The organism is Oceanobacter mangrovi, from assembly GCF_019740315.1.
GTDB lineage: Bacteria > Pseudomonadota > Gammaproteobacteria > Pseudomonadales > Oceanobacteraceae > Oceanobacter > Oceanobacter mangrovi.
In genome coordinates this window covers 43,584-68,996 of record NZ_JAHXZR010000010.1, presented here as the reverse complement: position 1 = coordinate 68,996, position 25,413 = coordinate 43,584, and the positions used below count along the sequence as shown (strand labels likewise).

General features: G+C 55.3%; 22 protein-coding genes and 1 tRNA gene. 19 read left to right on the top strand and 4 right to left on the bottom strand.

What is annotated here, in order from left to right; all coding sequences use genetic code 11:
* Positions 1–90 precede the first annotated feature (90 nt).
* Positions 91–249, bottom strand: coding sequence for a hypothetical protein (locus K6123_RS18280; protein ID WP_221800435.1), 159 nt, complete (start codon positions 247–249; stop codon positions 91–93).
* Here K6123_RS18280 and K6123_RS18275 point away from each other — a divergent pair.
* The 19 genes from K6123_RS18275 to K6123_RS18185 all read left to right on the top strand — a co-directional run bounded on the left by K6123_RS18275 (position 248) and on the right by K6123_RS18185 (position 22,227).
* Positions 248–4,459, top strand: coding sequence for a tape measure protein (locus K6123_RS18275; protein ID WP_221800433.1), 4,212 nt, complete (start codon positions 248–250; stop codon positions 4,457–4,459). The genes K6123_RS18280 and K6123_RS18275 overlap by 2 nt on opposite strands.
* A complete protein-coding gene (locus tag K6123_RS18270; RefSeq protein WP_221800431.1) occupies positions 4,456–4,836 on the top strand; it encodes a hypothetical protein in 381 nt (126 codons plus the stop codon). The genes K6123_RS18275 and K6123_RS18270 overlap by 4 nt, the downstream gene beginning before the upstream one ends.
* A gap of 2 nt (positions 4,837–4,838) precedes the next feature.
* Positions 4,839–8,363, top strand: coding sequence for a hypothetical protein (locus tag K6123_RS18265; protein WP_221800429.1), 3,525 nt, complete (start codon positions 4,839–4,841; stop codon positions 8,361–8,363).
* The gene (locus K6123_RS18260; RefSeq protein ID WP_221800427.1) at positions 8,363–9,379 is read left to right on the top strand and encodes a hypothetical protein; all 1,017 of its coding nucleotides are present in this window, start codon (positions 8,363–8,365) and stop codon (positions 9,377–9,379) included. Before K6123_RS18265 ends, K6123_RS18260 begins: the two co-directional genes overlap by 1 nt.
* Positions 9,379–10,116 (top strand): hypothetical protein, encoded by a 738-nt coding sequence (locus tag K6123_RS18255; protein WP_221800425.1) that lies wholly within the window; start codon positions 9,379–9,381, stop codon positions 10,114–10,116. Before K6123_RS18260 ends, K6123_RS18255 begins: the two co-directional genes overlap by 1 nt.
* A 290-nt stretch (positions 10,117–10,406) precedes the next feature.
* Positions 10,407–11,870 (top strand): hypothetical protein, encoded by a 1,464-nt coding sequence (locus K6123_RS18250; RefSeq protein WP_221800423.1) that lies wholly within the window; start codon positions 10,407–10,409, stop codon positions 11,868–11,870.
* Entirely contained in the window at positions 11,867–12,094 is a 228-nt protein-coding gene (locus K6123_RS18245) for a hypothetical protein (RefSeq protein ID WP_221800421.1), read from the top strand. The genes K6123_RS18250 and K6123_RS18245 overlap by 4 nt, the downstream gene beginning before the upstream one ends.
* 186 nt (positions 12,095–12,280) lie before the next feature.
* Positions 12,281–12,451, top strand: a complete 171-nt coding sequence (locus K6123_RS23420) for a Com family DNA-binding transcriptional regulator (protein WP_221800419.1) — start codon at positions 12,281–12,283, stop codon at positions 12,449–12,451.
* Positions 12,417–13,190 carry a DNA adenine methylase gene (locus tag K6123_RS18235; protein WP_221800417.1) on the top strand — a complete coding sequence of 258 codons (774 nt, stop codon included), beginning with the start codon at positions 12,417–12,419 and terminating at the stop codon, positions 13,188–13,190. The genes K6123_RS23420 and K6123_RS18235 overlap by 35 nt, the downstream gene beginning before the upstream one ends.
* A 57-nt stretch (positions 13,191–13,247) precedes the next feature.
* On the top strand, positions 13,248–13,493 hold the full coding sequence (locus K6123_RS18230; RefSeq protein WP_221800415.1) for a DUF6890 family protein: 246 nt from the start codon (positions 13,248–13,250) through the stop codon (positions 13,491–13,493).
* A 7-nt stretch (positions 13,494–13,500) separates the two neighbouring features.
* A complete protein-coding gene (locus K6123_RS18225) occupies positions 13,501–15,300 on the top strand; it encodes a phage tail tape measure protein (protein WP_221800412.1) in 1,800 nt (599 codons plus the stop codon).
* Positions 15,301–15,302: 2 nt separating this feature from the next.
* Complete coding sequence (locus K6123_RS18220; protein ID WP_221800410.1) at positions 15,303–15,644, top strand: DUF2590 family protein; 342 nt, start codon at positions 15,303–15,305, stop codon at positions 15,642–15,644.
* A gap of 1 nt (position 15,645) precedes the next feature.
* Entirely contained in the window at positions 15,646–16,851 is a 1,206-nt protein-coding gene (locus K6123_RS18215; RefSeq protein WP_221800409.1) for a baseplate J/gp47 family protein, read from the top strand.
* Entirely contained in the window at positions 16,851–17,927 is a 1,077-nt protein-coding gene (locus tag K6123_RS18210) for a phage head spike fiber domain-containing protein (protein WP_221800407.1), read from the top strand. Before K6123_RS18215 ends, K6123_RS18210 begins: the two co-directional genes overlap by 1 nt.
* 2 nt (positions 17,928–17,929) lie before the next feature.
* The gene (locus tag K6123_RS18205; protein ID WP_221800405.1) at positions 17,930–19,123 is read left to right on the top strand and encodes a phage tail-collar fiber domain-containing protein; all 1,194 of its coding nucleotides are present in this window, start codon (positions 17,930–17,932) and stop codon (positions 19,121–19,123) included.
* Positions 19,123–19,923 (top strand): hypothetical protein, encoded by an 801-nt coding sequence (locus K6123_RS18200; protein ID WP_221800402.1) that lies wholly within the window; start codon positions 19,123–19,125, stop codon positions 19,921–19,923. The genes K6123_RS18205 and K6123_RS18200 overlap by 1 nt, the downstream gene beginning before the upstream one ends.
* Entirely contained in the window at positions 19,920–20,495 is a 576-nt protein-coding gene (locus K6123_RS18195; RefSeq protein WP_221800400.1) for a baseplate complex protein, read from the top strand. The genes K6123_RS18200 and K6123_RS18195 overlap by 4 nt, the downstream gene beginning before the upstream one ends.
* On the top strand, positions 20,492–21,253 hold the full coding sequence (locus K6123_RS18190) for a hypothetical protein (RefSeq protein WP_221800398.1): 762 nt from the start codon (positions 20,492–20,494) through the stop codon (positions 21,251–21,253). Before K6123_RS18195 ends, K6123_RS18190 begins: the two co-directional genes overlap by 4 nt.
* Positions 21,250–22,227 carry a hypothetical protein gene (locus K6123_RS18185; protein ID WP_221800396.1) on the top strand — a complete coding sequence of 326 codons (978 nt, stop codon included), beginning with the start codon at positions 21,250–21,252 and terminating at the stop codon, positions 22,225–22,227. Before K6123_RS18190 ends, K6123_RS18185 begins: the two co-directional genes overlap by 4 nt.
* 551 nt (positions 22,228–22,778) lie before the next feature.
* Here K6123_RS18185 and K6123_RS18180 read toward each other — a convergent pair.
* The 3 genes from K6123_RS18180 to K6123_RS18170 form a co-directional block, all read right to left on the bottom strand.
* Positions 22,779–22,854 (bottom strand) — tRNA-Arg (locus K6123_RS18180).
* Positions 22,855–22,899: 45 nt separating this feature from the next.
* Positions 22,900–24,372: a heavy metal sensor histidine kinase gene (locus tag K6123_RS18175; RefSeq protein ID WP_221800394.1), complete on the bottom strand. Its 1,473-nt coding sequence runs from the start codon at positions 24,370–24,372 to the stop codon at positions 22,900–22,902.
* Complete coding sequence (locus K6123_RS18170; RefSeq protein ID WP_221800392.1) at positions 24,365–25,042, bottom strand: heavy metal response regulator transcription factor; 678 nt, start codon at positions 25,040–25,042, stop codon at positions 24,365–24,367. Before K6123_RS18170 ends, K6123_RS18175 begins: the two co-directional genes overlap by 8 nt.
* Positions 25,043–25,413 lie beyond the last annotated feature (371 nt).

Genomic DNA, 25,413 nt, shown 5'->3' with positions numbered 1-25,413 from the left:
GTAAAGGAAGCAGTAACGGCAAGGACGCCACTATTAACTGCATAAAAAAAGGGCCGACATTCGGCCCTTTTTTGAAGGTGAAACGCGCGATTAACGGCCTCGCAGCGCGGGGGATATCAATCCAAGCCCGGCGACCACAAACGCCGCAACAACCAGTACCGCACCGGCCTTGGCAATGAAGCCAATGCCACTAGTGCCACCGATTACAACAAGCAACAGACCGAACAGAAACAAGCGAGCGTAAAGCATGACTGGTAAAAACCTTGAAGTCGCGTTAGCCCTAAAAATAGCACAAACCGGCCTTGAGAACATTCGCTCGGTATCGGATGCGCTGCGCGATGCAGGTGTTGAAACAGCGGCGTTTGAAGAAGAAGCACAGCAGCTGTCAGATGCTATGCGCGAGGTGAGCCAGCAGCAAAAACTGGTCGATCAGTTTGTTGATTTGCGCAGCAAGACCAACGACGCCAAAGATGCTCTGGACGCCGCGCAGAAAAAGACCAAAGACCTGGCGATTGCGCTGAAATCCACCGAAGCCCCAACCAAAAAACAAACTCAGGAATTTGAACGTTCCCGCAACACCACCCGCGCAGCATCCGATGCATATCAGGAAAACCAGCTGAAACTGCAGCAGCTGCGAGCAGCCATGCAAGATGCCGGTGTCAGCAGTCGCAACTTGCGTCAGCAACAGAACGACCTGTCGCAACAGGCGTCCGATTTGGCCACTGCGTCTGAGGGACTCAAACAGAAAATCCAAACGACAGCCGAAGAAGTTGGCGCCTCCGCATCAGACTACGAACGCGCTGCGGTCAGCCAGGAACAACTGGCAGCGACTGCCCAACGTACCGCCAATGCCATGGTGGTTGCCGGTCAGCGTTTGCGATCGGACACCGAATCGACCATAGAACAACTGCAGTCAGCCGGTATTGAAACCACGCAGCTGGAATCTGAAATCGGTCAGTTGGCAGATGCCATGCAGGCAGCGGGTCAGCAGCAGTCCATGATTGCAACACTGTTGCAGCTGCAGCAAGCCACAGACAAATCCCGTATCGCGATGGACCAGGCGGAATCCCAGGCCAAAGCACTGGGCCAGGCGTTTGATTCCGCGAACTCACCAACCAAAGAACAAGCTGCTGCGCTGGAACGCTCGGAGCAGGTCGCCAAAGACGCCGCCGCCGCTTATCAGCGTAACCAGACGGCGGTAACAGCACTGACCGCCAAACTCAATCAGGCTGGAATCAACACCGAGGATTTGTCTAACCGTCAGCTGGAACTCGCCAGAACCTCCAAACAATTGGATGTTCAGCAGCAATCGTTGGTGGCCCGCCTCAATGCTCAAACCGTCGCTCTGAAGCAAACCTCAACGGCCGCTGACGACACCAGTCGATCGCATCAGAAAATCAGTGCCGGTGTGCAGTCGATTTCGACCGAACTGGCCACCATGCGTAATCTGGTGCAACAGGTATTTTTGATCGATATCGGCAGCCAGATGCTGGTTGAGTTGAGCCGGATTACTGATGGCTATACCAACCTGACATCGCGCCTGAAACTGGCGGTGGGTGAAGGTGCGGCATTTAACCAGGGGTTGGCAGACGTTCGAGATACGGCAAACTCGACCGGTACCGCGCTGGAATCCGTCGGCAATCTTTACACCAAACTGTATCGGGCAACGCGTGAACTCAAAACCAGCCAGGAAGAGGTCGCCCAGTTAACCGACACCATCAGTAAGAGCTTCATTGTGTCCGGTGCATCCGCCCAGGAAGCTGATGCCTCGGTGACCCAGTTAGCTCAAGCGCTATCATCTGGTGTGTTGCGCGGCGATGAATTCAATTCAGTGATGGAGCAATCACCGCGCTTGGTGCAGGCCCTGATAGACTCCCTGGGTGTAACCATTGGTGAACTCCGCAGCATGGCTGAAGAAGGCAAGCTGACGACGGAAACCGTGGTCAAGGCCCTGCAAGAACAAGCTGCTGCGATTGACAATGAATTCAGTCAAATGCCAGAAACGGTTGCCCGGGCTGCCAATCATATGGCCAACGAATGGCAAATATTCCTGGGTGAAATGGACAAGACCACTGGCGTCAGCCAGTTAGCCATTGATGCGCTGAACGGCATTGCCGGTAATCTGGATAACATTGCCAGCCTGGCTGCAACTGCAGGTATCGCTATCAGCTCATCGATGCTGTTACAGGCAGTGCCAGCCGTAACCGCATTGACCACTACAACAGGCCTGGCGGCCGGTGCCATGGCGCTCCTGACCAAGGCAATACCGATCGCGGTGCTGACGTACACCATTACTCAGGCGATTAACCTGGCCAGTGCCTACGGTGACCTGCAGGATGCGACAGAGCGCCTTGACCAGGTTAATCGGGATCTGGCGGATTCGCAGAAAGAGCTGGCCGATCGCTATGCAAAAATCAGCGAAGAAACCGGCGTACTGGTCAAAAACATGTCTGATCTGGATGCAGCCCTCAGGGCTGGCACCATCGTTATCGATAAGCAGACAGCCAGTTACGTCACAGCTGCAGAAGCGGCCCGCCTTTTGGCTGAACGAACTGCTGAAGCAGCTGCTGCACTGAGTAGCCAGAAAGTAGACTGGAATTCGCTGAACACAACCCTAGCAAGCACCAAAAAGGCGCTGGATGATGCCAAAACCGCAGGGAGTGATCTGGCCGACGTACTGGATACACAATTAAAAGCGGCCCTGACAGACGGCCCGTCGGCCATGGCCGGATTTATTCAGGGGTTGGACGAAGCCCGTACCAGTATCAACGGCATTGATAACGATATTACGGAATGGATAACCAAACTCAATGCGACCGACTTGGGGCTATTTCAGTTTTCGCTGCAATCCGCGTTTGAAAGCGGTTTGTTATCCGCTCAGCAACTGGCCGAATATTCAAACACGGTGGTTACTGCTGCGCTGACAAATCTGGGTCTGAATGCAGAACAAGCATTAGGAAAAGTAACGCCGGCCACAACCGCTGCACTGCAAAACTTGGCGAATTTGCAATCAGGTCTGACTCAGACTGGATTAACTGCCGAACAACAAGGCTCTGTGATTGAGCAGGCGTTGGCAAAAGGGTTTTCAAATGCCCAGACGCAGGCGGATGTTCAGAAGTTTAAGGATGAAGTTTCCGCACTCGCCGAAGCAGGCAAATTATCAGCTGACTCCGTTCAACGGCTGAATATCCAGCTAAAAGAGCAGCAAACCACCATTGAACAATCGATCCCGGGTTTGCAGTCCGTTGCCGACGCCTGGGCAACACTGGGTAAAACCAGCCAGGCCGTATTGGAACAACAGGCTGCAGATGCCAAGGCTGCGTTTGAGGTTATTCGTAATAGCGGCGCGTCACTAACCGATATCGGAGACGCATTTACCGCATATGCTGAAAAAGCGATCGCCGCTAATAAAGGTGTTGCAGATGCCACGATTCAGGTTCAAGCAGAAATATATGGTGTTACCGACAAAATCAGCGGTCTGAAAACTGAAGCGACTGACGCCGCCAGCAAGGTGATCGTTCTGGAAGATTCCATGAATAACACCGCAGACTCTGGTCGTAATCTGGGCAGCGCCCTGCAGGCTGCGCAGTTAAATTTACAAGCTGGAGCTGTTGAAATTGCAGGCTGGCTGGACAATATCAAAGCCTCTATGGCCGAGCTTTCTGACGAAGCCAAATACCTGTTTGAAAGCAAACTCAGTATTGATGCCCAACCGGTTGTAACTGAATTGGAACAGTTGAAAGCCGGTATTGATGCTGCCAGCGATGCGATCGGCACACTGGGGCTCGACAGCCAGAAGATATTCAACGCGACCGGTTTGGAGCGTTGGGCAACATCCGTTCAAAAAGCCAGCAACGAAACCGTCATCGCCTATAACCAGCAGAAAATTAAATTCCTCGAATACACAGAAGCTTTGAGCAGTGGCGACACAGTCACTCAAGGCTTTATTAACCAGGCGCAAAACGCTATCCACAATATGAGCCTTCTAGGTTCACAGAATTTGGCCACCCTGCGCTCAGCATTAGCCAGTGCTCAGTCCCAGCTGGATCAAATGAGCGATTCAGCCGCTGATACTCTGACCTCACTGCGCGAGCAGTTATATAACCTGCAGGGAGATACGGCGGCTTATCAACAATCCCAATACAACACCCAAAAAGCCGAGTTAACTGCAGCATTGGCAGAAGCCCAGGCCGCAAACAACACCGAAGCGGTTGCCGCTTATAAAGCCTCATTAAAAACCCTTGAACAGATCCGCCAGGAGCAAAAAGCCCAGGCAGCCGAAACCGCCTCCACCACAGCCAGCAGTACCAGTTCGTCCAGTGCCAGTACAGCGACAACCACCTCAGTAGAAACCGTGACTGTCGAATTAGGCTCCCGATCCGTTGCTGTGCTGGCCAGCGATAAAGACGATCTACTTGCCATGATCGAAGATGCCTATGAACGAGGAGCCGGACTATGACACTCGACGGTATCGAATTGCCCGAGAACCTCTACTGGCAGGATGAAACAGCTTTCAAGCCATTCGCCAGCTCACAAGAGTGGTCAGTCAGCGGTGCGCTGGTGCTGGAGTACCAGGCACTCAGTTATGGCCGCCCAATCACATTGACCGGAGGCTGGATTACCCGAGCGGACCTAGCTGTTTTGCAGGCAATGGAATCTGTCCCCGCCAACAAACGGACACTGGTGCTCAACGACACTACCACCCACAGCGTTCAGTTTGATTTGGCCGCTGGCGGTATCGAGTCCAGCCCACTCTGGCCAACAACCACCCCAGACGACAGCACCGAATACACCCTCACTTTGCACCTGATTACCGTCGAACCTGACGCGGAGTAACCATGGCTATTACCAATGAAGACCTGCAGCTGATGCAGGCTGAACGCAATACCGACAACGCAGACGGCGGCGGCATGATGACCGGCACCCCATTGTCAGATAGCGATATTAATCAGCTCTGGGATGACATTGATTCAACAGAGCTGGCTCGCGGAGGCGTATCCCTGCGTCGATTTTTTGCAGCGGTTCGGACAACCAATACGGATAAATTGTTGGGTGCTCGTTTGGCGGTTATGAAAGATGCGGAAGCTGACAACGTCTCGACGCTGTTATTCCAGTCTGGTGACCATTACGCCGTGCGTTCTGATATTCAGGAGCAGATCGAGAGCTACGTCGTCATCAGCACCAAATCCGCCTTGCGGCCAGTTGGCACTCAACGGGCGGATCAGCGAGCTGTCATTCTCTATGCGGATTACGCAACCGATGCGCCCAATATTGGCGATATTCTGGCATTCGATGACGGTACAGACCGGCAGTTTATTCAAATCACGGATATTGAAGAATCCCGGCAGTCCTATGTCTATCAGCTGAATCAGGAATATAAGCGCTATTACGCCTATCAGTTCGTCTGCTCTATTAGCCAGCCGTTGGAGAAAGACTTTGCGGGTTCTGACCCCACGCCAATCGCCAGCCACGCCACCACTATATTCACCACCCAGTCATCAGACACAGCGACCTATTACGGTATTTCACCGCTGGCAAATGCTGCATCTGTGGGTGATACCACGGTATCCGTGGAAGCCGTTCAGGCCCAGATTATTCCGGTGGCAACGTCTGAGGTTGCCTTGGTCGATCAGGTGCCAGGCATTGCGACGCAACTGGTGCAGGCGTCAGGTGAGTCTCAAACGATTTCCCTGGGAAGTCTTTCCGGCTCAGTCAGCCGCACGCTGCCTGTCGCCTGGGTACCCGGCACATTAACCGTCACCGTCGGCACGGCTCTATATACGGACTCAGGCAATGAACTGCAGCTGCAATCAGGCACCGATAAGCTCAGCAGTGCGGCCGTCTATCCCGCACTGGCCCGACTGGATCTCACGCTGACCAGTTCAGCATCGGTTACGGTTGAATTCACTCCGGGGGTGGCCATCAACCTGCCGCCGTTTACCCGTGCGGTCGAGATCACATCCGCAAACCGCCAATTGACCTACACGCAAACGTTGTCGCCCATTCCAGCACTGGGCACGTTGCGGATTGAATTTCTCTACCAGGGCGAGTGGTACACGCTCAGTGATGACGGCTCTGGCGCGTTGAGTGGTGATGGAGCCACCGGCACCTTGAACCACAGTACGGGCTCGCTCAGTTTTGTGCTGCCGTCAGAGCCGGATGAAAACAGCACGCTGATTTATACCTGGGCATCCGATATCTATGAGTCGTTAGGTACAGCGGATGTGGGCGATGTGGGCTTGTTTCTACCGCTGACCGGTACGCCTGAAAACGGCTCGCTGACGATCAGCTGGGAACGCAACAGCACTGCCTATTCACTGACTCAGAACACCGATGGCAGTTGGACTGGTAATGGCTCAGCTGAAGTGGTCGACGGCGGTATCGTACTGGTCCCCAGTGCGCTGCCGACCGGATCGGTCACTGTCGCGGGCAATCAAACCGCCGATGGTTCAGCCGCGATCTACGGCAACGTGATTGCTGCCAGCGCCGCAGAAGTAACCTTGGCAACACAAGCTGAGATCATGCCGACCTGCCTGTTTTCGGCGCTGATGTCCGTTGAAATCGTCAATACAATTGACGGCGAGCAGCAATTCTCCCGTGAGCAATTTGTTCAGCAGTTCTGGGGACGAGCAGCTGGGCAGGTCATTCGTACCCGAGTGAACGGCAAAGACATTAACGTCGGCACCTTCGATGTCAGCACCGGCGAAATCACGTTTGATCCAACCGCGGTTTATCGCCCGGTCACGCAATGGACTCGGGCTGGTAGTTCGATCAGCAGCGAAACGATCAATAAGCTGGCCAGGCTGGAGTCCCAAACAATCAGCGTGACGGTCTGGCCGGATACTACGGCAGTCACGGCGTTTAGCACTTCACTCGACCAGTCAGACGTGACCGTTCGGGTGCCGTTTGGGGTGGCCTTGATGCCTGCTGCTCAATGGCTCACTGTTGGTGGGCTGGAGCTGGTTGACCAGGGTGACGACGCCATTTACCGGGGCTGGAACACCAGCACCGCAGCTGGTGTTCAAGTCGGTGCCATGAACTACAGCGAGGGACTGATTGAGCTGGACTACAGCCAGGTATCCAGCTACATCAGTAGTCTGGCGGTGGTTATGAAAGCCGGAGCCAAGCGCTTGAGTTCTGTGGTGCCGATTACGGACGTAACATTCAGAACCTCTGGTGCACCGCTGAGGACCAGTGGTCTGACGCTACAGGCTCGCCGCGTGGCAGATGGTGCCCTGATTTCGGCGACCTCAGATATCGACGGCAATGTCTCCGGCTCATTCGACACCGGCGATACCATTACAGAAATTACCGTACCTGGCACCGGCTACACCTTTGAAATCACTCCCGTCACCGTGGGCAATGGTTCGGCCTCGGGCAGCGTCACTTATCAGACAGGCGTCGTTTCGTTGTCATTCAGCCAGCCGGTGTATCTATCAACGCTAACGTATTCAGCGGTCAGCTACAGCACCATTTCCCTGGACCCGGAACGCATTGGGTTGGACCCGGTCAAGCTGCCAGCCAGTGGGAAAGTCCCCCAGTTTAAAAATGGTAACCTGGTGCTGATCCACCATACCGACACGCTGGAGGAATCCACGCCAACCGCTGCCCAGATCATCGACTGTGGTCGAACCGATCTGGCGGTTATCCGTGTCAAAGATGCCGCTGGCACTGCGCTCGATTCCGCTCAGTACACCATCGATTTGTCAGCAGGGACGGTCACATTGGCTGATCCGTTTGTCGCTCAAGACAGTGACGGCAACAGTCTCACCATGCCACTGACGATCTACCACCGTGTGCAAGATCTTTGCGCTCTGTCAGGGGTTCGGGTTGATGGGTTGTTGAGCCTGATGACTGATCTGACCCATGACTATCCATTGGGCGCGCTCTGCAGTGCGGTCGTGGAATTCGGCGACCTGCAGGCCCGTGTCGAGGGCATGTTTGAACAAAAAATCGACGTTTCGGGTGAGTTTGAAGACGAACTGGTTGGCGACACTTCCGTCGCCCAATACGACGCTCTGACATACCCGTTTGAAGTGAACAATCTTGGGGCCGTAGAGGAACGCTGGAAGCTGCGATTTACCAGTGCCAGCGTATTCGATGTGATCGGTGAACAGCGTGGCGTCATCCTTGAAGATCAGGCCATTGGTAATGACTGCGCTCCAATTAATCCCTTCACCGGTACCGCGTACTTCACCGTATTAGCAGCCGGATTTGGCAGTGGCTGGATCACTGGCAACGCCATTCGATTCAATACCAAAGTCGCTGCTGCACCTGTTGAGGCGATTCGTACCACGCTGGCATCCAGCACCAAATTACCCGACCAGACTGTTGAAATTGAATTTATGGGAGATGCTGACTGATGGCAGTGCAACCACGTTTATATCGGGGTGACGATGCCGGAGCCCCCACGACAACCAATGCTCAGGGAGCATACGATATTTTCAAGGCAGTCCTAGTTGATGGGTATGGCGCTCAACCAGCCGCTGGCTGGTCTGTCGTGCTGGATGATTGGGCCAACGGTGGTGCGGTGGTTTTCACGAATGCTGGGGAGTCTGGAGTATTTGGGGTTGTTGCTGACGATGGCAGCAGCTCGGAATATTTCGAGGCCAGTCTGTTTATTGCGGATGGTATGGCGGACACTGTGACGCCGGTGAACGGTCGCACCGGCCCGTATGCGATTGCCGATATTAGTGCTCTGCTGTCGCGCAGTGATCGTCAGGGTCTCTATAAAATTGGTGCGGCTGGGTGGGCGGCAATTGCAAATGAGCATGTTGCTATTTTCTGGTTTTCTCGACTAACGGCAGGATGGATCTACTCTGAAGAAAACAGGAATTACTACGATATTACTTGTCTCGCGATTGGTGCGACGCGTAGTTTGCGCGGGTTGGGGGATATGTCGGCAGCATCAATCGGAAATTTCATTGCAATGGGTGGGTGTCTTGGCTCGTATAAATCGTGCAGTTGGGATCAATATGACAGTGCGTGTGTTTTACGAGATCATGACAATGCCGTGCCTGCGGGGTATTTGGCTGGCAATGCGGCAGTGTTTGCTCAATACCATGGCGTTGGCGAGGACAATGCTGATTCTATTGTTTATCAGCCGATCCAGGCGCTGGATATTTGGGCGTCAACATCAACCAACGACGAAACAAAAATGCAGCATTCGCTCCTGCCTATGCTGCTGTATTTCCCGCAGTTAGCGAAATCCTCGGCTACTGAGTCCACTTCACAGGGCCGGGACTTTTCACCGCGGATTTACAGCGGAGGGGATTTGCTGACGTCGGAATTCGAGCTGGCAGGTAAGACCTGCATCATGGCCCCGCTGCCCAGTAACGCCAGAGTTATTGTCTCCATGGAACTGGAGGACTGGCAGTAATGGACGTGTTTATGGCTCCGACTGCAACGTTGGCTGTTGATCCTGTCGTCATGGTAGAGCTGCAGCACAATCTTGATTTATCTGGCGATGCAACTGCGTGGGTGGTGCAGTTTATTTCAGCCATTCAGCCGGATCTGATTTTGTACGTTGATTCAGATGTTATTCGGTTTTCGCTGGCTGATATCGTGCAGGGTGAGGTCTATCGATTAGTGGCATTTGGAACCACGAACTCGGCATTGCTGAACGGGCTGCTGTGGGTTGATGGCTATGTCTATGATGCCGGGCAGGCTTCTATCGAATTTACATCAGGAGACAGCCAAGGTGGCGATGGCGAGGCCAAAACGTTCTCTGGCTCGGTGTTGATTGAAGGTCAAGGTGTATCCCGCGCCGTTTACGCCATTGCACTGGATGCCGTACCGCCATACTTACTGCCGCCCACGCAATCGTCCACCGATGGCTCTTATACGCTGGAATGGAACGGCTACAGCGGGCAGTTGCTGGTGACCGCTCTGGACGATTATGGCGTCGATTTTGAAACCGGTCTGACCTTGGGTGAAGGTGATCGCGTTCATCCAACAGCGCCCAATGGGTACGTTTACGAAGCGGCTAATCTGGGGACTCTGGGAGCTGAGCCTACCTGGCCAGCAGCTGAGGCCGGTACCGTTGTCTCTGGGAGCGTCACCTTGGTAGCGGTGCCGTTCTGGCGTCCGAAAAGCTCCGGGCCTTTCAGTGTATGAGCTGGGTGCCAGGGCTTTCTACGGCAGCAGGTATTCATTACCAGGCTGCTGACGAATTACGGACGTCGGCCCAGTGTTCGGTTAGGGCGTATCCAACCAAGCGCAACGCAGTGGAGACAGCGGCGGCTGTGGCTGATTTTAAAACCCGGGATAATGCCATCTGCTACGGCAAGCCACTGGAACTGTTGCAGCTGGCTCAAATCCGCTTCCAGCCAGGTGAGTATCAGCAGCAATTAACCAGCATTAACTGGCAACAAGCCAGGCCGATTTGTCAGCCATCCCAGCTGTTGTTGGCAGAAGCCAGCCAACCGGTGTTCAGCGATTTTTTGCTGTTCGCATCAACACAGATCACGCTGAAAAGCCGCGACATTGAACTGCAGAATCTGGTTGTGAACCCGTATGCAACCCGACCTGATGCCGGCGCGTTACGAGCTGCTGAACTGTTCGTCGATGCCAGTACCATCATTGAATTTGACGACGCTCCGCATATCCCCAGCTCAATCATCAATTGGGCCGGTGAGGATCTCACTAGGCGTGCGGCCATTCCGGTATTTAGTCAGGCAATTCTGCGGGCATACCAGCCACCGGAAAAACGTCGTATGACGGAAGCTGGCTGGCTAACAACCAACGAATACGGCAACGACACCAGCGTCAGCTATCCATCCCAGATCCCGCTGGGGATCGCACCCGATCCCAATGCAGCAGAGACCCATATCATTATGAACAGCGTACAAACCTACACGTTGCCCGATGAAACACCGCTGGCATTGGCTGATATCGCCATCGATGCTGATTTGGATTCAGTCGGCTGGAAGCTCTCGGCCCAGGCATTGAATGAGGCAACCGCAGATCTATTGCGCCGGGATCGTAGCGGCCGCAAAGAGCTGGCGATTCTGATCAACGGATACAGGTGGGAGTTTTTCGTCGCCAAAGTTGATGAGAGCAAGTCCATCAGTAACGACCAGTTAAATCGGCGCTTCAACATCACCGGCTATTCGCGCAGCCAATATCTAACCGCGTCCTATGCACCGGAACAGACGAAAAGCATCACGACAACAACAGCCGTTCAAGCCGCCACGGCCGAGCTGACTGGCACGGGATTTACGTTGGACTGGGCTGTCACTGGGTTACCCGACTGGACAATGGCCAACGCCTCCTTCAGCTATCAAAGCCTGACGCCCATGGCAGTCATCAAGAAGCTGGCCAGCGCTGCTGGCGGCATTGTCCAGACCGATCCAGCAGTCGACACCATCGTTGTGAAACCTCGTTATCCGGTTGAGCCATGGTACCTGCAAGCCTCTGACATGGACGTCACGATCCACGAAAGCCAAGTGACCAATGTCTCCGTTTCAGAAGTGCCTGGCGTGCTCTACAACGCGGTATTCGTCAGCGGCGAAAGTGAAGGCGTCAGTGCCATGATTACCCGTCAGGGCACCTCAGGGGACAGTCCATCCAGCGACATTACGGATGGCTGGATTACTGCAGTTGAATGCAATACCAACCGAGGTAAAACCGAACTAGGCCAAAGCGGTGACCGGCTCACACACGATCTGGAGGTGCTGTTACCTGAAACTGGTCAACCCGGTCTGGTACTCCCAGGTATGACCGCTGCTGTTCAACACAACAACAGCGCCAAGGATTTTCGGGCCTACGTCAGTGGTGTGCGGATCTCGGTTCCTGGTAGAAACAACGCCAAAGTCCGTCAGACCGTAACGCTAGATCAGCCGGTCGGCTGGGAGGAATACAGCGCATGAGTAACCCTTGGACACGCTTGAATAAACTGCTGGCTCCCGGAGCCAAGACCATTGTCACCATCACGACCGTCAATACAGATGGCACCAGCATCGTCACACTGCGCAGCGGCGACACAATCAAGGTTCAGGGGGATACGGTTAGCGTTGGTGACAAGGCGATGATTCAGGCTGGGAGAGTCGTGGCTAAGGTGCCAGGGTTGGCTTTCTATGAAATCGAGATCTAAAGGGCTTTTATAAAGCCCTTTATTAGAAAAGAAGGCTTAAAAGTAACAGTCTGTTAGACAGGAAACGGAAGCGACACCCACCGGCTGCAACCGGTAGGTGACGCCAACCACAGCGAACCAAGCACTGTGATTAACCAAGGCTTCCGCGCTTGTACAAGCCGAGGCAGTTTATCAGATGTTTTTCACATGCTTGAATATCGTTGCACCAGTTGCAAGAAACTACTTTTTAAGTCGCAGGACTGCGGATCGATTGAAATCGTGTGTCCGCGATGCAAACGTCTAAACATCATCAATGAGCGCCCAGAGCGCCACGGAGAGAAACATGGCAAAGCCCATATTTCCGTGGCCAGGCGGTAAGAGAAAACTGGCAAAACACATACTACCTCTATTGGGCGAACATACTTGTTATGTCGAACCATTTGCTGGCGCAGCAGCGATATTCTTCGCCAAAGAGCCCAGCAAGGTTGAGGTCTTGAATGATCTAAACGGCGACCTGGCTAATCTATATCGGGTGGTTAAGCATCACTTTGGCGAACTTTACAGTCAGTTCAAATGGGTGCTTATTAGCCGAGAGAACTGGAACAAGATCCGTTCAGTACCACCAGAATCGTTGACTGATATTCAACGAGCTGCGCGATTTCTCTATGTCCAAAAAATGGCCTTCGGAGCCAAAGTTGAAGGGCCAACCTTTGGCATAGCGAGAACAGCAGCGCCCAGGTTCAATTTGCTGAGCCTTGAACGGGATCTGGAAGATGCTCACTTGAGACTCACACGAACATACATTGAGCAACTCGACTGGAAACGCCTGATCAATAAGTACGATAGCGAGTCTACTGTGTTCTACTGTGACCCACCGTACTGGGAGACTGAAGGTTATGGAATCGAGTTTGGCTGGCAGGAATACGAGGCCTTGGCTGAACTTTCTCATACGCTCAAAGGACGTATGGTCCTCAGCATCAACAGTCATCCTGAGATCAGAAAACTATTTTCAGGAATCCCTCTGAAAGAGGTCGATTATCGATACACCATCGGCGGAGCCGACGAGGCGAATTCAAAGCCAGTGAAGGAACTGATCTATTGGACGGAAGCTGGTTGATGCAAATTCATTGCACAGTATGAAACAAGTGCGTCGTGGTATTTATTGCATCGGAGAGTGCTTAAATATCGCGGCGCGCTTCATCAAGCCGCAGGTAACCATCACGGTAAAGGCATAAACCGGGCAGTACAGGCGTTAAAGGAAAACCAGCTGGGCCAGGCGCTTGTGCTGGCCCGGTATTACTTCAACACCACCAACCCGACCGAAGACGAACTGGCCGGGGCGGTGTGGCTACACCATGACCTGTTTCAAAACCAGACCAATGCCATAGCCAACGGCATTGCCAAGGCATTCAGCAAGTGAGCACACAATGAGCGTCACCGCACTTGAAAAACTGATGTTCACCGTGGGCATGACCGATCAGGCCAGCGGCCCACTGGGCAACATCAGCAAAAGCCTGGACGGCGTAAAGCGCAACGCCAACGCCGGATTTGACGCTATCCGGGGCGGCGCTATTGGTATGGGGGCCGCCTTCTTCAGTATCAAAACGCTGATGGAACCGGTCCATGAAATGGACAACGCGCTGGGTGAAGTGCGAAGCCTGGGCGTGATCGATTCTGAACTGGCCACGTTGAAAAAATCCGCGCTGGATTTTTCCGTGCAATACGGCGAAAGCGCCGCCGACTTTGTTCGCTCAAGCTACGACATCCAGAGCGCCATTGGAGGCCTGACTAACGGCGAGCTGGCCAAATTTACCGAAGCCAGCAACGTGCTGGCCAAGGGCACCAAGGCGGACGCCGCCACCATCACCGGTTACATGGGCACCATGTACGGCATCTTTCAGGACCAGGCCAACAAGATGGGCAAGGCCCAGTGGGTGGAGCAGCTGACCGGCCAGACCGCGCTGGCGGTGCAAATGTTCAAAACCACCGGTTCACAAATGTCTGGGGCGTTCAGTGCATTAGGAGCAACTGCAAAATCAGCAGGTGTCGATATATCTGAACAGATCGCCATCCTTGGAACACTGCAGGCCAGCATGAGCGGGTCGGAGGCTGCTACCAAATACCGGGCATTTTTGGAAAACGCGGGTAAGGCACAAGAGAAGTTAGGGCTGCAATTTACCGACAGCCAGGGCCGACTATTACCAATGGTCGAAATACTCGGACGAATCAATAACAAGTATTCAAATCTTACAGATGTTAGCCAAAGCGGTGCACTGAAAGACGCGTTTGGATCAGGTGAGGCTGTAGCTCTGATTTCAGGGTTGATTGATAAAACAGACGGCCTCAGTGCCAGCATCACTAAACTGGGCCGCAACACCGGTATGCAAAACGCCGCCGATATGGCCAGCGAAATGGTCGACCCGTGGGACCAGTTCGAGGCCGTCACCAAGGGCGTGCGCATTGCATTCGGTTCAGCCCTGCTGCCAACCATCAACGACGTGCTGGGAACCATGACCGACGGGCTGACCGTGGTCATGGGATGGACCCAGGAATTCCCGCACCTGACCAAATGGATTGGACTGGCCACTCTGGGCGTGCTGCTGCTGACCGGCGCCGTGGGCTTTATGTCCATGGTTGTAGGTATTGGTCGTGCCGCCTGGGCGGGCATGTTGTTTCTTGGCACCGTGGCCAAGGTCATTTGGGGGCTGGCCAGAATGGTCGGCATTTTGCGCGTGGGCTGGATGGCAATGTCTGCCGTGATCGCTATCACCACATCACCACTATGGGGAACCGTGGCACTGATCGCCGCAGTAGGTGCCGTGCTGGGCTGGCTGGTTTACAAGGTCGGGGAATACACCGGCGCGTGGAAAATTCTGGGCAAATGGTTCGACCAGTTCCACAGCTGGATGGAAACCACCGAATGGGGCCAGGCAATTCTGGAAAAGCTGGAAAAAATCAAAGCCTATGTGGTCGGCCTGATCGATGACTTTAAAGAGCTGGTCGATTTTGACTTCAGCTTTTCCGACCTGAACCCATTTTCAGACAGCCCGGAGATTCAGCCACTCAGCGACAACAAGGCCGCCAGCGACCTGCCATCCGTGCGCCAGTCCGTGGCCGGAATGGTCAGCGGCACCGGCGGTACCCACTGGGGTGGTGTAACCATCAACGCAGACGGCGGTATGTCACCGGCAGATTTGGAACAGTGGGCACAGCTGAACGGGGGGTAGAGATGGCCACATACACAGACATAAAAATCACCAACGACGACATCGAACTGGACACCGCTGGCCAGCCGGTGCTGATTTATGACCGCGACGTCATCGCCCAGGACGTTGGCCACGCCATCCGCGAATCGGGCTATTTGCCGCAGCTGATCGGCCAGCGCAACACCCAGCAGCGGGCACTGATTCGCAAGCAAATCAAACGGGTGATAGAGGCAGACACACGCGTAAAACCAGGTACCAGCACCGTGACTGAATATTTCACCAGTGCCAGCGCCGTGGCCATTACCGCCACTGCTGAAACCGAATTCGGCCTAATCACCATCGGCGCAGACACAGGAACCGCATAACATGGCCATCAGCGACGAAACCCAAGAATTTTTCACCCAGCAGGCAAGCGAGGCCGGTATACCAACAACCGCAGCCGAGCTGAAAACCCAGTTTCAAACCGCTGCCGACGACGCCGGGCTGACAATAAGCAACGCCAGCGGCTACAGCGCGTTTTGGAATTTCGTCGTCGCCGTGGTCACCACGCCGGTGCTGGCGCTGCTGCAATACCTGGTGGGCACCGTAACGCCAAACATGTTTCTGCGCTACGCCACCGGCAGCTGGCTGGATTTGCACGGCTGGGCACGCAACACCGACCGCACTACAGCCACCGCCACCAAGGGCGGCATTCTGTTTACCCGCACCGGTACCGGCACCACCTTAACCGTGCCTTATGGCACCGTCATCAAAACCCCGGCCATCAATGGCACCGTATACCGTGTTACCACGTCTGAGGCGTACACATTCGCCGCCGACGAATTAACCGCCACCATCCCGGTAGTGGCAGAAAACACCGGCAGCGCCTACAACCTGGCCGCCGGGTATTTCACCGTATTGGCCGAGGCCATCACCGGCGTGGCCAGCGTCACCAACGCAGACGACTGGATAACCACGGCGGGCACCGACGACGAAGACGACGACGATTTTCGCGAGCGCCTGCGCCTGCTGTTTCCATCCGTGGCCGACTGGCACATTGATGCCGTGTATAAATCCATCATTGCCGAACAAACCGGAGTGCCGATTTCCAACATTTGGATCAACAGCACATTGGCACCCCGAGGGGCAGGCAGCGCCGACGCTTACGTCATGCTGGACGTCGGCACCATCAGCGCCACCGCACTGGCGGCGGTGAACAGCCACATCAACGACGACGGCAACCACGGCCACGGCGACGACCTGCAAGTGGTGGCCTTCCCGGAGACCCAGCACGACGTTATAACCAAACTATACGCGGCCGCCGGTACCAGCGCCGACGACATGGCTGCTGCCGCCGATCTGGCCGAACAAATTATTCGGTTTGCATTCCGCGAAAACGCCGCGTTTGACGAAACCGACGTCACCCGCGTGCGGTTCTTAACACGGTTTTCTTTCGCCAAACTCGCAAGCCAAATCCGCGCCCTGGTACCGGTACTAACCGCCGTGGAATTTAACGAATGGTCGCTGATGCCTGGTGAAGAAATCCCGCGCCTCAACAGTCTGGCAGTCACCATCACCGAGGACGCCAGCTGATGGATTTTATTAGCCTGAAATTCTGGCAGCGCGGCACCGGCAGCAAAGCCGACGCCAAAGCTGCGGCCACCGTGGTAGACACCTGGTGGACAACCGTCAAAGGCTGGCTTGCGTTCCCGTTTACGGTGTGGGAAGTCGACACAGCGCCGCTGTTTATTGTCGACTTGCTGGCGTGGGAGCGGGACATAACCCGCTACACTGGCGAGCCTGAAAGCCTGTACAGATTGCGCGTAGAACACGCCTACGCCAACGCCAAAGACGCCGGAAGCACCGCCGGTTTTGTGCGCATTTGGGAACGGCTGGGCCTGGGGAGTTGTTTTATCGTCGAACGCCCGGAAGACGACGATTGGGACATTGTTTATATCGACATGGACCCGGCTGTTTTCGCGGGCAATGAAACCCTGATCATGACCATGCTAAACCAGTATGGCCGCACCTGCCGCCGTTATCGGGTATCAACAACCAGCGTGGTATCCATGAGCGTGGCCGCGCCTTATGGCGGGTTTGATACAGCATTTAATATTGTTTCTAGTGAATATGTATTTGTTAATCCAAATATACTGGAATACTCACACTCTATAGATATGTGGGGTAAATTTAATACATTGATTGGGAGTGTCGAAAATAACTACGGGCGTGACTGCTACAGGGTAGAATCAACAAAAACGTCGACAAGTACTGCATGTAATATATCAATACCATTTGACAAGATTGATGGTGAATACTACACGGCTCAAATAATAGTTCACAAAGGTGAAACGTCAAGGGTTTTACTTGGTATTTATGATGGTGTGAATTATCAGGATTTGATAGTTGATCTTGACTCACTAACTAAAATATATAGTTCTTCAGGTGTTGAAGAATGGAGTATTGAAGAACTTGAAAACGAGTGGTTTATGTTGTCGATGTGCATTATTGCAAATGAAACAACGAGTTTAAGAGGTATTTATTTAGGCCCTATATCAAAGAGTGGAAATAAGCCTTGGTATATAACAGCTAGCGCTGGGGTTTATATTTCATCAGCACAGGTTTTAAAATCACAATATCCATTAAAAACAATATTTTATACGGGTTGAATATGTCTTCTGTAATTACTACGGCTGGTTCTGAATTTATTGCTAGTATAGGGACTGGGAACGTGTTGTTAACTAATGGCTTTGCTGATCAGATTATTATTGGTTATCAGCAAGGAATAGACGCGACGGTAACGCCCGACAGCGACGCATTACCAGATACCGTGCTGGAAACCGTCACCATCAATAAAATGGGATTAAAAACCGCCAATGTCGCGGTATTTAATGCTGTGTTATTGGCCAGCATGGGAGATTACACATTTAACTGGTTGGGGCTGTATAACTCAGAGCATGACGTATTAATTGCCGTCGTTTATGAGCCTGCCCAACAGAAATGGGCCACCACCGGCGAACAGGTCGGCAACGTGTTAAACAAAGCCATTGGCCTGCAAGTGGATAACGCCGCAGCCATCACCGGCATTACTGTGTCAATAGAAAGCTGGCAGGTGGACTACCAACAAGAAATCGTCGATTTGACGGCCGCGTATGAGGCCGCCACTACCGCACTGGAAGCCGCCACCGCCACCGCCGAACAGGCCAGCACCGACAGCGACAGCGCCGTGGAAACCGCCAACAACGCGTCAACTGCCGCCGCCACGGCCGTAGACACAGCCAATAGCGCCAGCACAACTGCCAACAGCGCAGCAACGGCCGCCGCCAACGCAGTGACCACCGCCAACAGCGCAGCAACGGACGCCGCCAACGCAGTGACCACCGCCGCCAGTGCGGAAAGCACTGCCAACGGCCTGGCCGACAGCATCGCCACTGCGAACACGACGGCCGACAGCGCAGTAACTACCGCCAACAACGCGGCAACTGCCGCCGCCACGGCACAGTCAACAGCAGACAGCGCCGCAACCGCTGCCAGCTCGGCACAGTCAACCGCAGACAGCGCCGCGACCGCCGCCGCCGCTGCACTACCAGCCAGCGGAAATCTGGCCGAATTGACTAACCTGCTGACTGCCCAGGCAAACATTGGCATTCGGGCCGGGACTGTCACATCAACGGATGATGCAGCAGAAACATTTACGTTCGACACCGAATTTACGACCGCCTGTATTGTGTGCCTGGTAACCCGTATTGGCACAGCATCCAACGCTATTGGCGCATATGCATGGACAAAAACCGGGTTTACGGTAGACCGTGACGATGCCATTGATGGCAGCCAGCAACTAGCCTACCTGGCAATTGGCTACTAATGACCTGGGCAGCCATTACCCGCACCCCGGCCAGCTGGGCCACTGACACCGGCATCACCGGCCAGCAGCAAACCGCGCTGGCCGGTTTGGCTTTGCCTGCCGATCTGGCTACAGCGGGCAGTTTGGCCGCGACAGCCGCAACCAGCCACCGCGCTAACATCACCGCTGCCCGCCAGAGTCTGGCCGCCGCCATGGTCACCCCATGGGCGCACGGCACCCCGGCGCGGGGCCGGTCGGTTAGCCACACACTCACACCCAGTGCGGCCCAGGACATTCTGGCCACCGAATCCGCCGGGTTTGCCGCCATGCTGGCGTTTATGATCCCAGCCGACACCGCCGCCCAGCTGGCCCAAAAACTGGCCGTACTCAATACCGTCTTACCGGCCCCGGCACTGGCCGCCGCATTGCGCACCGCCAGCCAGTACGCCAGCCACGAATCCGCCAAGTTTTTTCTGGCCAACGCCCCCGAAGCCGTGGCACAGCCATTCACCGGCGGCCAGCGCGAACATGATGCAGCCGACCACGTAGCCGCACTGGCCGAAGCCATCGCCAGCGACACGACGCCAGCCGATCTGCTGGCGCAATTCGCAAGCGCCCGCGCCAACCGCCACGCCGAGCAGGCCGCCGCGCTGGCCAGTTACGGCGGCGCGATTGAATGGGCCATGTACCTGGCGGGCGATTTGGAAACCCAACTGGCCGGCATCACCGCCCCCAACAGCAGCGCGCCATATTCCGCCGCGTTCGCTTTGTTTGGCAGTGTCGATGCATTGGCCACACTGAAAGGAGAGCTGGCACTATGATTTTGGAACGCGACGGCACAACAACGGAAATCAGACTAAAAGACCTGAAAGTATCGGTGAAACTGCCGATTAAAAACGAAGACGCCAGCGGCACCGGTAGCGGTACCGCCACGCTGAACAGCGGCACCAAAGCCAAAACCCTAAGCGTGGCAGGGCGGCTGCCGTTCAACAGCGCCGACCACCTGACCGAGCTGGTAAAACTGGCCGAAGCCCTGACCGACGCCGGAACCCGAGCCATCTACAACATCACCGAAACCGCCGCCGACGCCGTGCAAATCAACCGCGTGCAATTTAACGGCGATTTTGACGCCCGGCCCATCGACGGATTGATGGCCTGGGCCGTTACGTTCGGCCTGACCGAATACCAGAGCACCGCCGAGCGGGTAGAGGCACAACGGCTGGCCGGATACACCAGCGCCGGTACCGAAACCGACAGCGCCAGCGGCACCGCCGCAACAGGTACCGAAACCGATAGCAGTACAGAATCTGACGGCATCGACCGGGATTCGCTGCTGTACAAAATCGCCGCCAGCGTCGAAAACTATCTGGCAGAATTGGACGCAGACGAATGAACATTAGTCACGCCCTGACCATCACCGACAGCACCGGCACGGCCTCCGCCGCCGAACTGGTACGCCATACCACGCGGCTGGAACTGCACAGCCCAGGCCGCGCCATCATCACTGCCATAACCGACACCGCACCGCAACCGGGCCAAACCGTCATCCACGACGCCCAACTGACTGGCCAGCCGTGGCGGCCGCTGTTTTTCGGGTTTATTGAGCAGGCGGTGCAAATCAACACCGGCGCCTGGCAAATCATGGCGCGGGAACCGGCGGCACTGCTGAACCGGCGGATAGCGTTAAACCTACGCCACCCGCTGCCAATCGACGTGTTAAACGCCCTGGCCGACACAACCGGCCTGCAATTTGTGTTGCCAACCGCCGAACAGGGGGCCGACTGGACACAAACCCAGCTGGCCCGCTTTCAGCACACCGGCGGCGGCTATGGCGCATTAGATAATTTGCTTAGGGCGTGGGCGGTACCCGGCGGAATATGGCAGCAACAGCCAGACGGCCGGGTATTCGTGGGCAACCGCGCATACAGCGCCCAGGGGGGGAAAACCATCGAATTGCCAGCCAGCATCTTTTCGGATTTGAGTAATACCGGCGGCACCATGCCGCTGATGCCACGCATTCGACCGGGTGCCGGAATCAAAGTGGGCGACGGCCAAGCCCAGGTAATCCATAGCATAGACGCCACTGGCGACGTTATGCGGCTGCAATGGCGGCCAACCGCCGCCGCCAATACATTAAAGGCCCTTCAATGAATCCAGATTTACGCCGCCAGATTTTGCGCGAATTCCCAGAGCTGGCCGCCGGTTACCACACCCCGCAGCTGGCCGAAGTGCTGGCGGTACCAGACGCCCCAGCAAGTGGCGGCATTGGCGACAACTACCGGCCGCGATATGCAGTCGATATCGAAATGCTAACCAGCACAGGCAAAGCCACCGGAATTCTATTGGACGGCGTGCCCGTGCAACTGCCAGCAGGCGGCGGGGCAGAGCGGGGACTATTTGCCGCCCCGGTACCGGGAACACTCGTCACAGTCGAGTGGATCGGAGGTAACCCAGAGCGACCAATCATCACCGGCACCCTGGGCGACCGCCAGGCACTGCCGAACGTCAGCACAACCGGGCAAACATGGCAGCAAGCCAACCACCAACGCCAGGCCGTAGACGCCGCCGGAAACTGGACACGCGAAACAGACCAAACAATCACAGACAGCGCTGACAGCATCACCCAGACAGCGCGCCTGCTGGCCCAAACCATTGGCCACGAAACCCGCCGCATCCATGGCCACAGTAAAACGGACGTTACCGGCGAACACCGAACCGAAGCCGCTGCAATGCACCTGCTGGCCGAAACCGTGGCCAACATCCTGGCCGCTGGCAGCGTCAACACCGTGGCCGGTCAACACATCACCGCCAGCGCGGGCGGCGACATTCGCCAACACGCCACCGGCAACCGAGAAACCACCACCGGCGGCGAACACAACACTATCGCCGGAACATCAGCCAGCCTGACCGCTCCACTGGTCCACATCGGCCCGGATGGCCAGAACCTGCTGAAACTGATCAGCGATACACTGGCCCAGCTATCAACCGCCCTGAGCAACATCAGCCTGCTGACCGTCACAACCAGCGGCGTGACATCAAGCGTGCCAGTCAACGCTGCCGCATTCACAACCGCAAAAACGGCAGTGGACACACTCAAAGCCCAGCTGGACAGCTACACAAAATAATCCGCACAACCCGTTAGCCAACAAGCCACCCGCGCACACAGCGCCGGTGGCTTTTTTGTACCTGTAAAAACTCACAACCACCATGCACAACGCCAGCACCGCCGCGCCTTACAGCCGATCACCAACCACCGCAAGCCGCCCGCCAGAAAATCCCACAGAAAAAACACACCCAGCGAAAAAAAACACTCCACCTCACACACACCTGCGGCCTTTATGCACAGATTTTGTGCGGTTTTTGAGTATGTGCAAACAGTGCTGAACCCGCGTCACTACTGGAGGTTTCCGGGGTGAAAGGAATATGCACATTGTGCGGATAAATGCGGAAACGAGCGAACGCGGAAAACAGCAAGGGAATAGAAACTGCGAAGGAATCAGGGTTTCCGGAGAGATTAACACTCCGCACAGCAGCGCGGGAAAGGGCGGTGTCACTCGTGAAAAGTTGACACCAATTTGACACTAGAGCGGTTTTGACACCACTTTGACACTAAATAAAACACTGGCTAAAAATACAGTGATATTTTCACAACTATATGATTTTGTTGTGTTTTTTGTGGCCTCCCCACAGGGACTCGAACCCCGATCGCCCGCTTAGGAGGCGGGTGCTCTATCCTGTTGAGCTATAGGGAGGCAAACAAGGTCGCGTATGGTACTGGATTTTGTAAATTACGCAAATTAACCGGGCTGGTTGCTGCAAGCAGGCAGGGTAACTGTGAAGCAGGTTTCTCTCTGGCTGGAGCTGACGCTGATCCAGCCTTGATGCAGGTGGATAATTGAACGGCTGATAGCCAGCCCGAGGCCGTTGCTTTCCAGGCTGCCAGGCTGCCGTTGGCGTGATGGGTCGGCGCGGTAGAAGCGTTCGAACAAATGTGGCAGGTGTTCGGTCGGGATGGGTTTACCAGGGTTGATGACGTTAAGGCGAGCGTAACGGACGCCATTTTTCTGCAGTTGTTCAAGCTTCACTTCGATGTTTCTGTGAGCCGGGGTATGACGCAGGGCGTTGGACAGCAGGTTGCTGATGGCGCGGCGCAGCATGTTGCGGTCGGCCAGTACGTCGGGGGCTGTGCCACTCAGTTGCAGGGTGATCTGGTGGTCGTCGGCCAGGGCTTCGAAAAATTCAAACAGCTCGTTGAGCTCATCGGCCAGCTGCACCTGCACCGGTGTCATGGCTTGCTGGCCGTTATCTGCCTTGGCCAGCCACAGCATGTCGGACACCATGCGTGCCAGCCGTTCTTCTTCTTCCAGGCTTGAATAGATCAGCTCTTCGTATTCCTGTAGCTGGCGTGGCTGACTCAGCATGACCTGGGTCTGGGTAATCAGGTTGGTCAGTGGCGTGCGCAGTTCGTGGGCGATGTCGGCGGAATAATTGGACAACCGTTCGAAGCCATCTTCCAGCCGTTCCAGCATTTCATTGAATGACTGAATCAGTGGTCGCAGTTCGGGAGGGCAATGGTCTTCGGCAAGCCGCTGGTGCAGTTGGTCGGAGCCGATCTGGCCGATTTCTTCACTGAGCTGCCGGAGCGGGGCCAGCCCCTGATGAATGGCAAAACCGACGGCTATCAGGGTCAGGCTGCCAATGCTGAGTACGATTAGCCAGAGGGTGCTGCGAAATTGATCCAGGAAGCGTTTGTGAAACGACATATCCGATGCCATTTTCAAACTAACGCTTGTTCCAAATAGCCGGGTCGTCAGTACCAGGCCACGGTAAGGGCGGCCTTCAAAGTTCCATTCCTGTAGCTGAGCGCTATGAATCACCTGGCCATTTTTTAACATGGGCAGGTTATCTGGCCAGCTGGCATTGCCGGCGTGATAAAGCAGGGCGTCTTCAGGCTGATTGGCTTGTGTCCACAATAGCTGTACCGACAGGCCGTGGTAGTTACTCATCACCTGATCTAACGCCCGTGCCAGCTGTTGTTTGCCTGCGGCTGTCAGCGGCAGGCGGTGGCTCAGGTGGGTGTGTTCTGTTACGGCTGTGGATGCAGCTTCAATAGCGGTCGCCAGCAGGGTCAGTTCCTGGCTGTCTTGCTCGGCAAAGTGGTTTCGAATCGAGTGCTGCACCATGCTCACCAGCAGCGCCAATCCCAATGAGATGGCCAGCCCGGTATACAGGGCTGTTCGAAGCTGCAGCGATAGCGGGCGCTTACTCATGTTCGTCGTCCAGGCGATAACCCATGCCGCGTACGGTATGAATCAGCTTGGGTTCGAATGGGTCATCGATCTTGCGGCGCAGACGGCGAATGGCAACGTCGATGACGTTGGTGTCGCTGTCGAAGTTCATATCCCAGACTTGCGAAGCGATCAATGATCGGGTGAGGACTTCGCCCTTGCGGTTGACCAGCAGTTCCAGCAGGGTGAATTCGCGGTTGGTGAGCGGGATGCGATTGCCCTGGCGGCTGGCGGTACGTTTGTTGATGTCGAGGGTAAGGTCGGCAACGCTCAGTTCGTTGGTGACTGGCCGACTGCCACGGCGCAGCAGCGTTCGTACTCGCGCCAGCAGTTCGACAAAGGCAAAGGGTTTGACCAGATAATCGTCGGCCCCCAGCTCCAGTCCACGGACCCGGTCTGCAACCTGATCGCGGGCGGTCAGAAACAGAATCGGCGTGTCGTTACCACGCTCGCGGATCGACTGGCAGATTTTCCAGCCATCAACGTCCGGCAGCATGACGTCGAGCAGAATCAGATCGAAATTTTCGGTCATCGCCAGGTGGTGGCCATCGAGGCCGTTACGCGCCAGTGCAACAACAAAGCCAGCCTCGCTCAGACCCTGCTGCAGGTAGTCACCGGTTTTCTTTTCATCTTCGACAACCAGCAATCGCATGGCAGGTCCTCCAGGGGGCGTTCTCAATTAATTAACGGGTCCTGTTATGGAAGAAAAATTCATCAGGCAAGGCGTTGAACGAAGGGAATGGCTCGCCCTTTACAAGTTCAACAACACCGCATGGTGGATTTTTAACCATCACCCTTCGGGCTGAGTCCAGTTGGCTCCAGGCACTGCGTTATTCGTCACTTGTTTAGCTCGCCCTGTTTATTGAACGACAAAGGGCACGCTCCTCATGCCTTGTTCTGAAGCCAACTGGCTCTCAGCAGGGCCGCTTTACTAATTGAGAACGCCCCCTGGCTCTGGATAGTTGGCAGTCTACCGAATTTGCCATACCCGCACATGACCTGCAGATGACGTTTTTGTCATCT

What these genes read in the sequence shown, in the direction of transcription:
- K6123_RS18255 (WP_221800425.1), top strand. Translation starts at nt 9,379, where the DNA reads ATGGACGTGTTTATGGCTCCGACTGCAACGTTGGCTGTTGATCCTGTC.
- K6123_RS18260 (WP_221800427.1), top strand. Translation starts at nt 8,363, where the DNA reads ATGGCAGTGCAACCACGTTTATATCGGGGTGACGATGCCGGAGCCCCC.
- K6123_RS18215 (WP_221800409.1), top strand. Translation starts at nt 15,646, where the DNA reads ATGGCCATCAGCGACGAAACCCAAGAATTTTTCACCCAGCAGGCAAGC.
- K6123_RS18195 (WP_221800400.1), top strand. Translation starts at nt 19,920, where the DNA reads ATGATTTTGGAACGCGACGGCACAACAACGGAAATCAGACTAAAAGAC.
- K6123_RS18175 (WP_221800394.1), bottom strand. Translation starts at nt 24,372, where the DNA reads ATGAGTAAGCGCCCGCTATCGCTGCAGCTTCGAACAGCCCTGTATACC.
- K6123_RS18270 (WP_221800431.1), top strand. Translation starts at nt 4,456, where the DNA reads ATGACACTCGACGGTATCGAATTGCCCGAGAACCTCTACTGGCAGGAT.
- K6123_RS18225 (WP_221800412.1), top strand. Translation starts at nt 13,501, where the DNA reads ATGAGCGTCACCGCACTTGAAAAACTGATGTTCACCGTGGGCATGACC.
- K6123_RS18190 (WP_221800398.1), top strand. Translation starts at nt 20,492, where the DNA reads ATGAACATTAGTCACGCCCTGACCATCACCGACAGCACCGGCACGGCC.
- K6123_RS18275 (WP_221800433.1), top strand. Translation starts at nt 248, where the DNA reads ATGACTGGTAAAAACCTTGAAGTCGCGTTAGCCCTAAAAATAGCACAA.
- K6123_RS18185 (WP_221800396.1), top strand. Translation starts at nt 21,250, where the DNA reads ATGAATCCAGATTTACGCCGCCAGATTTTGCGCGAATTCCCAGAGCTG.
- K6123_RS23420 (WP_221800419.1), top strand. Translation starts at nt 12,281, where the DNA reads ATGCTTGAATATCGTTGCACCAGTTGCAAGAAACTACTTTTTAAGTCG.
- K6123_RS18220 (WP_221800410.1), top strand. Translation starts at nt 15,303, where the DNA reads ATGGCCACATACACAGACATAAAAATCACCAACGACGACATCGAACTG.
- K6123_RS18210 (WP_221800407.1), top strand. Translation starts at nt 16,851, where the DNA reads ATGGATTTTATTAGCCTGAAATTCTGGCAGCGCGGCACCGGCAGCAAA.
- K6123_RS18170 (WP_221800392.1), bottom strand. Translation starts at nt 25,042, where the DNA reads ATGCGATTGCTGGTTGTCGAAGATGAAAAGAAAACCGGTGACTACCTG.
- K6123_RS18280 (WP_221800435.1), bottom strand. Translation starts at nt 249, where the DNA reads ATGCTTTACGCTCGCTTGTTTCTGTTCGGTCTGTTGCTTGTTGTAATC.
- K6123_RS18200 (WP_221800402.1), top strand. Translation starts at nt 19,123, where the DNA reads ATGACCTGGGCAGCCATTACCCGCACCCCGGCCAGCTGGGCCACTGAC.
- K6123_RS18245 (WP_221800421.1), top strand. Translation starts at nt 11,867, where the DNA reads ATGAGTAACCCTTGGACACGCTTGAATAAACTGCTGGCTCCCGGAGCC.
- K6123_RS18265 (WP_221800429.1), top strand. Translation starts at nt 4,839, where the DNA reads ATGGCTATTACCAATGAAGACCTGCAGCTGATGCAGGCTGAACGCAAT.
- K6123_RS18205 (WP_221800405.1), top strand. Translation starts at nt 17,930, where the DNA reads ATGTCTTCTGTAATTACTACGGCTGGTTCTGAATTTATTGCTAGTATA.
- K6123_RS18235 (WP_221800417.1), top strand. Translation starts at nt 12,417, where the DNA reads ATGGCAAAGCCCATATTTCCGTGGCCAGGCGGTAAGAGAAAACTGGCA.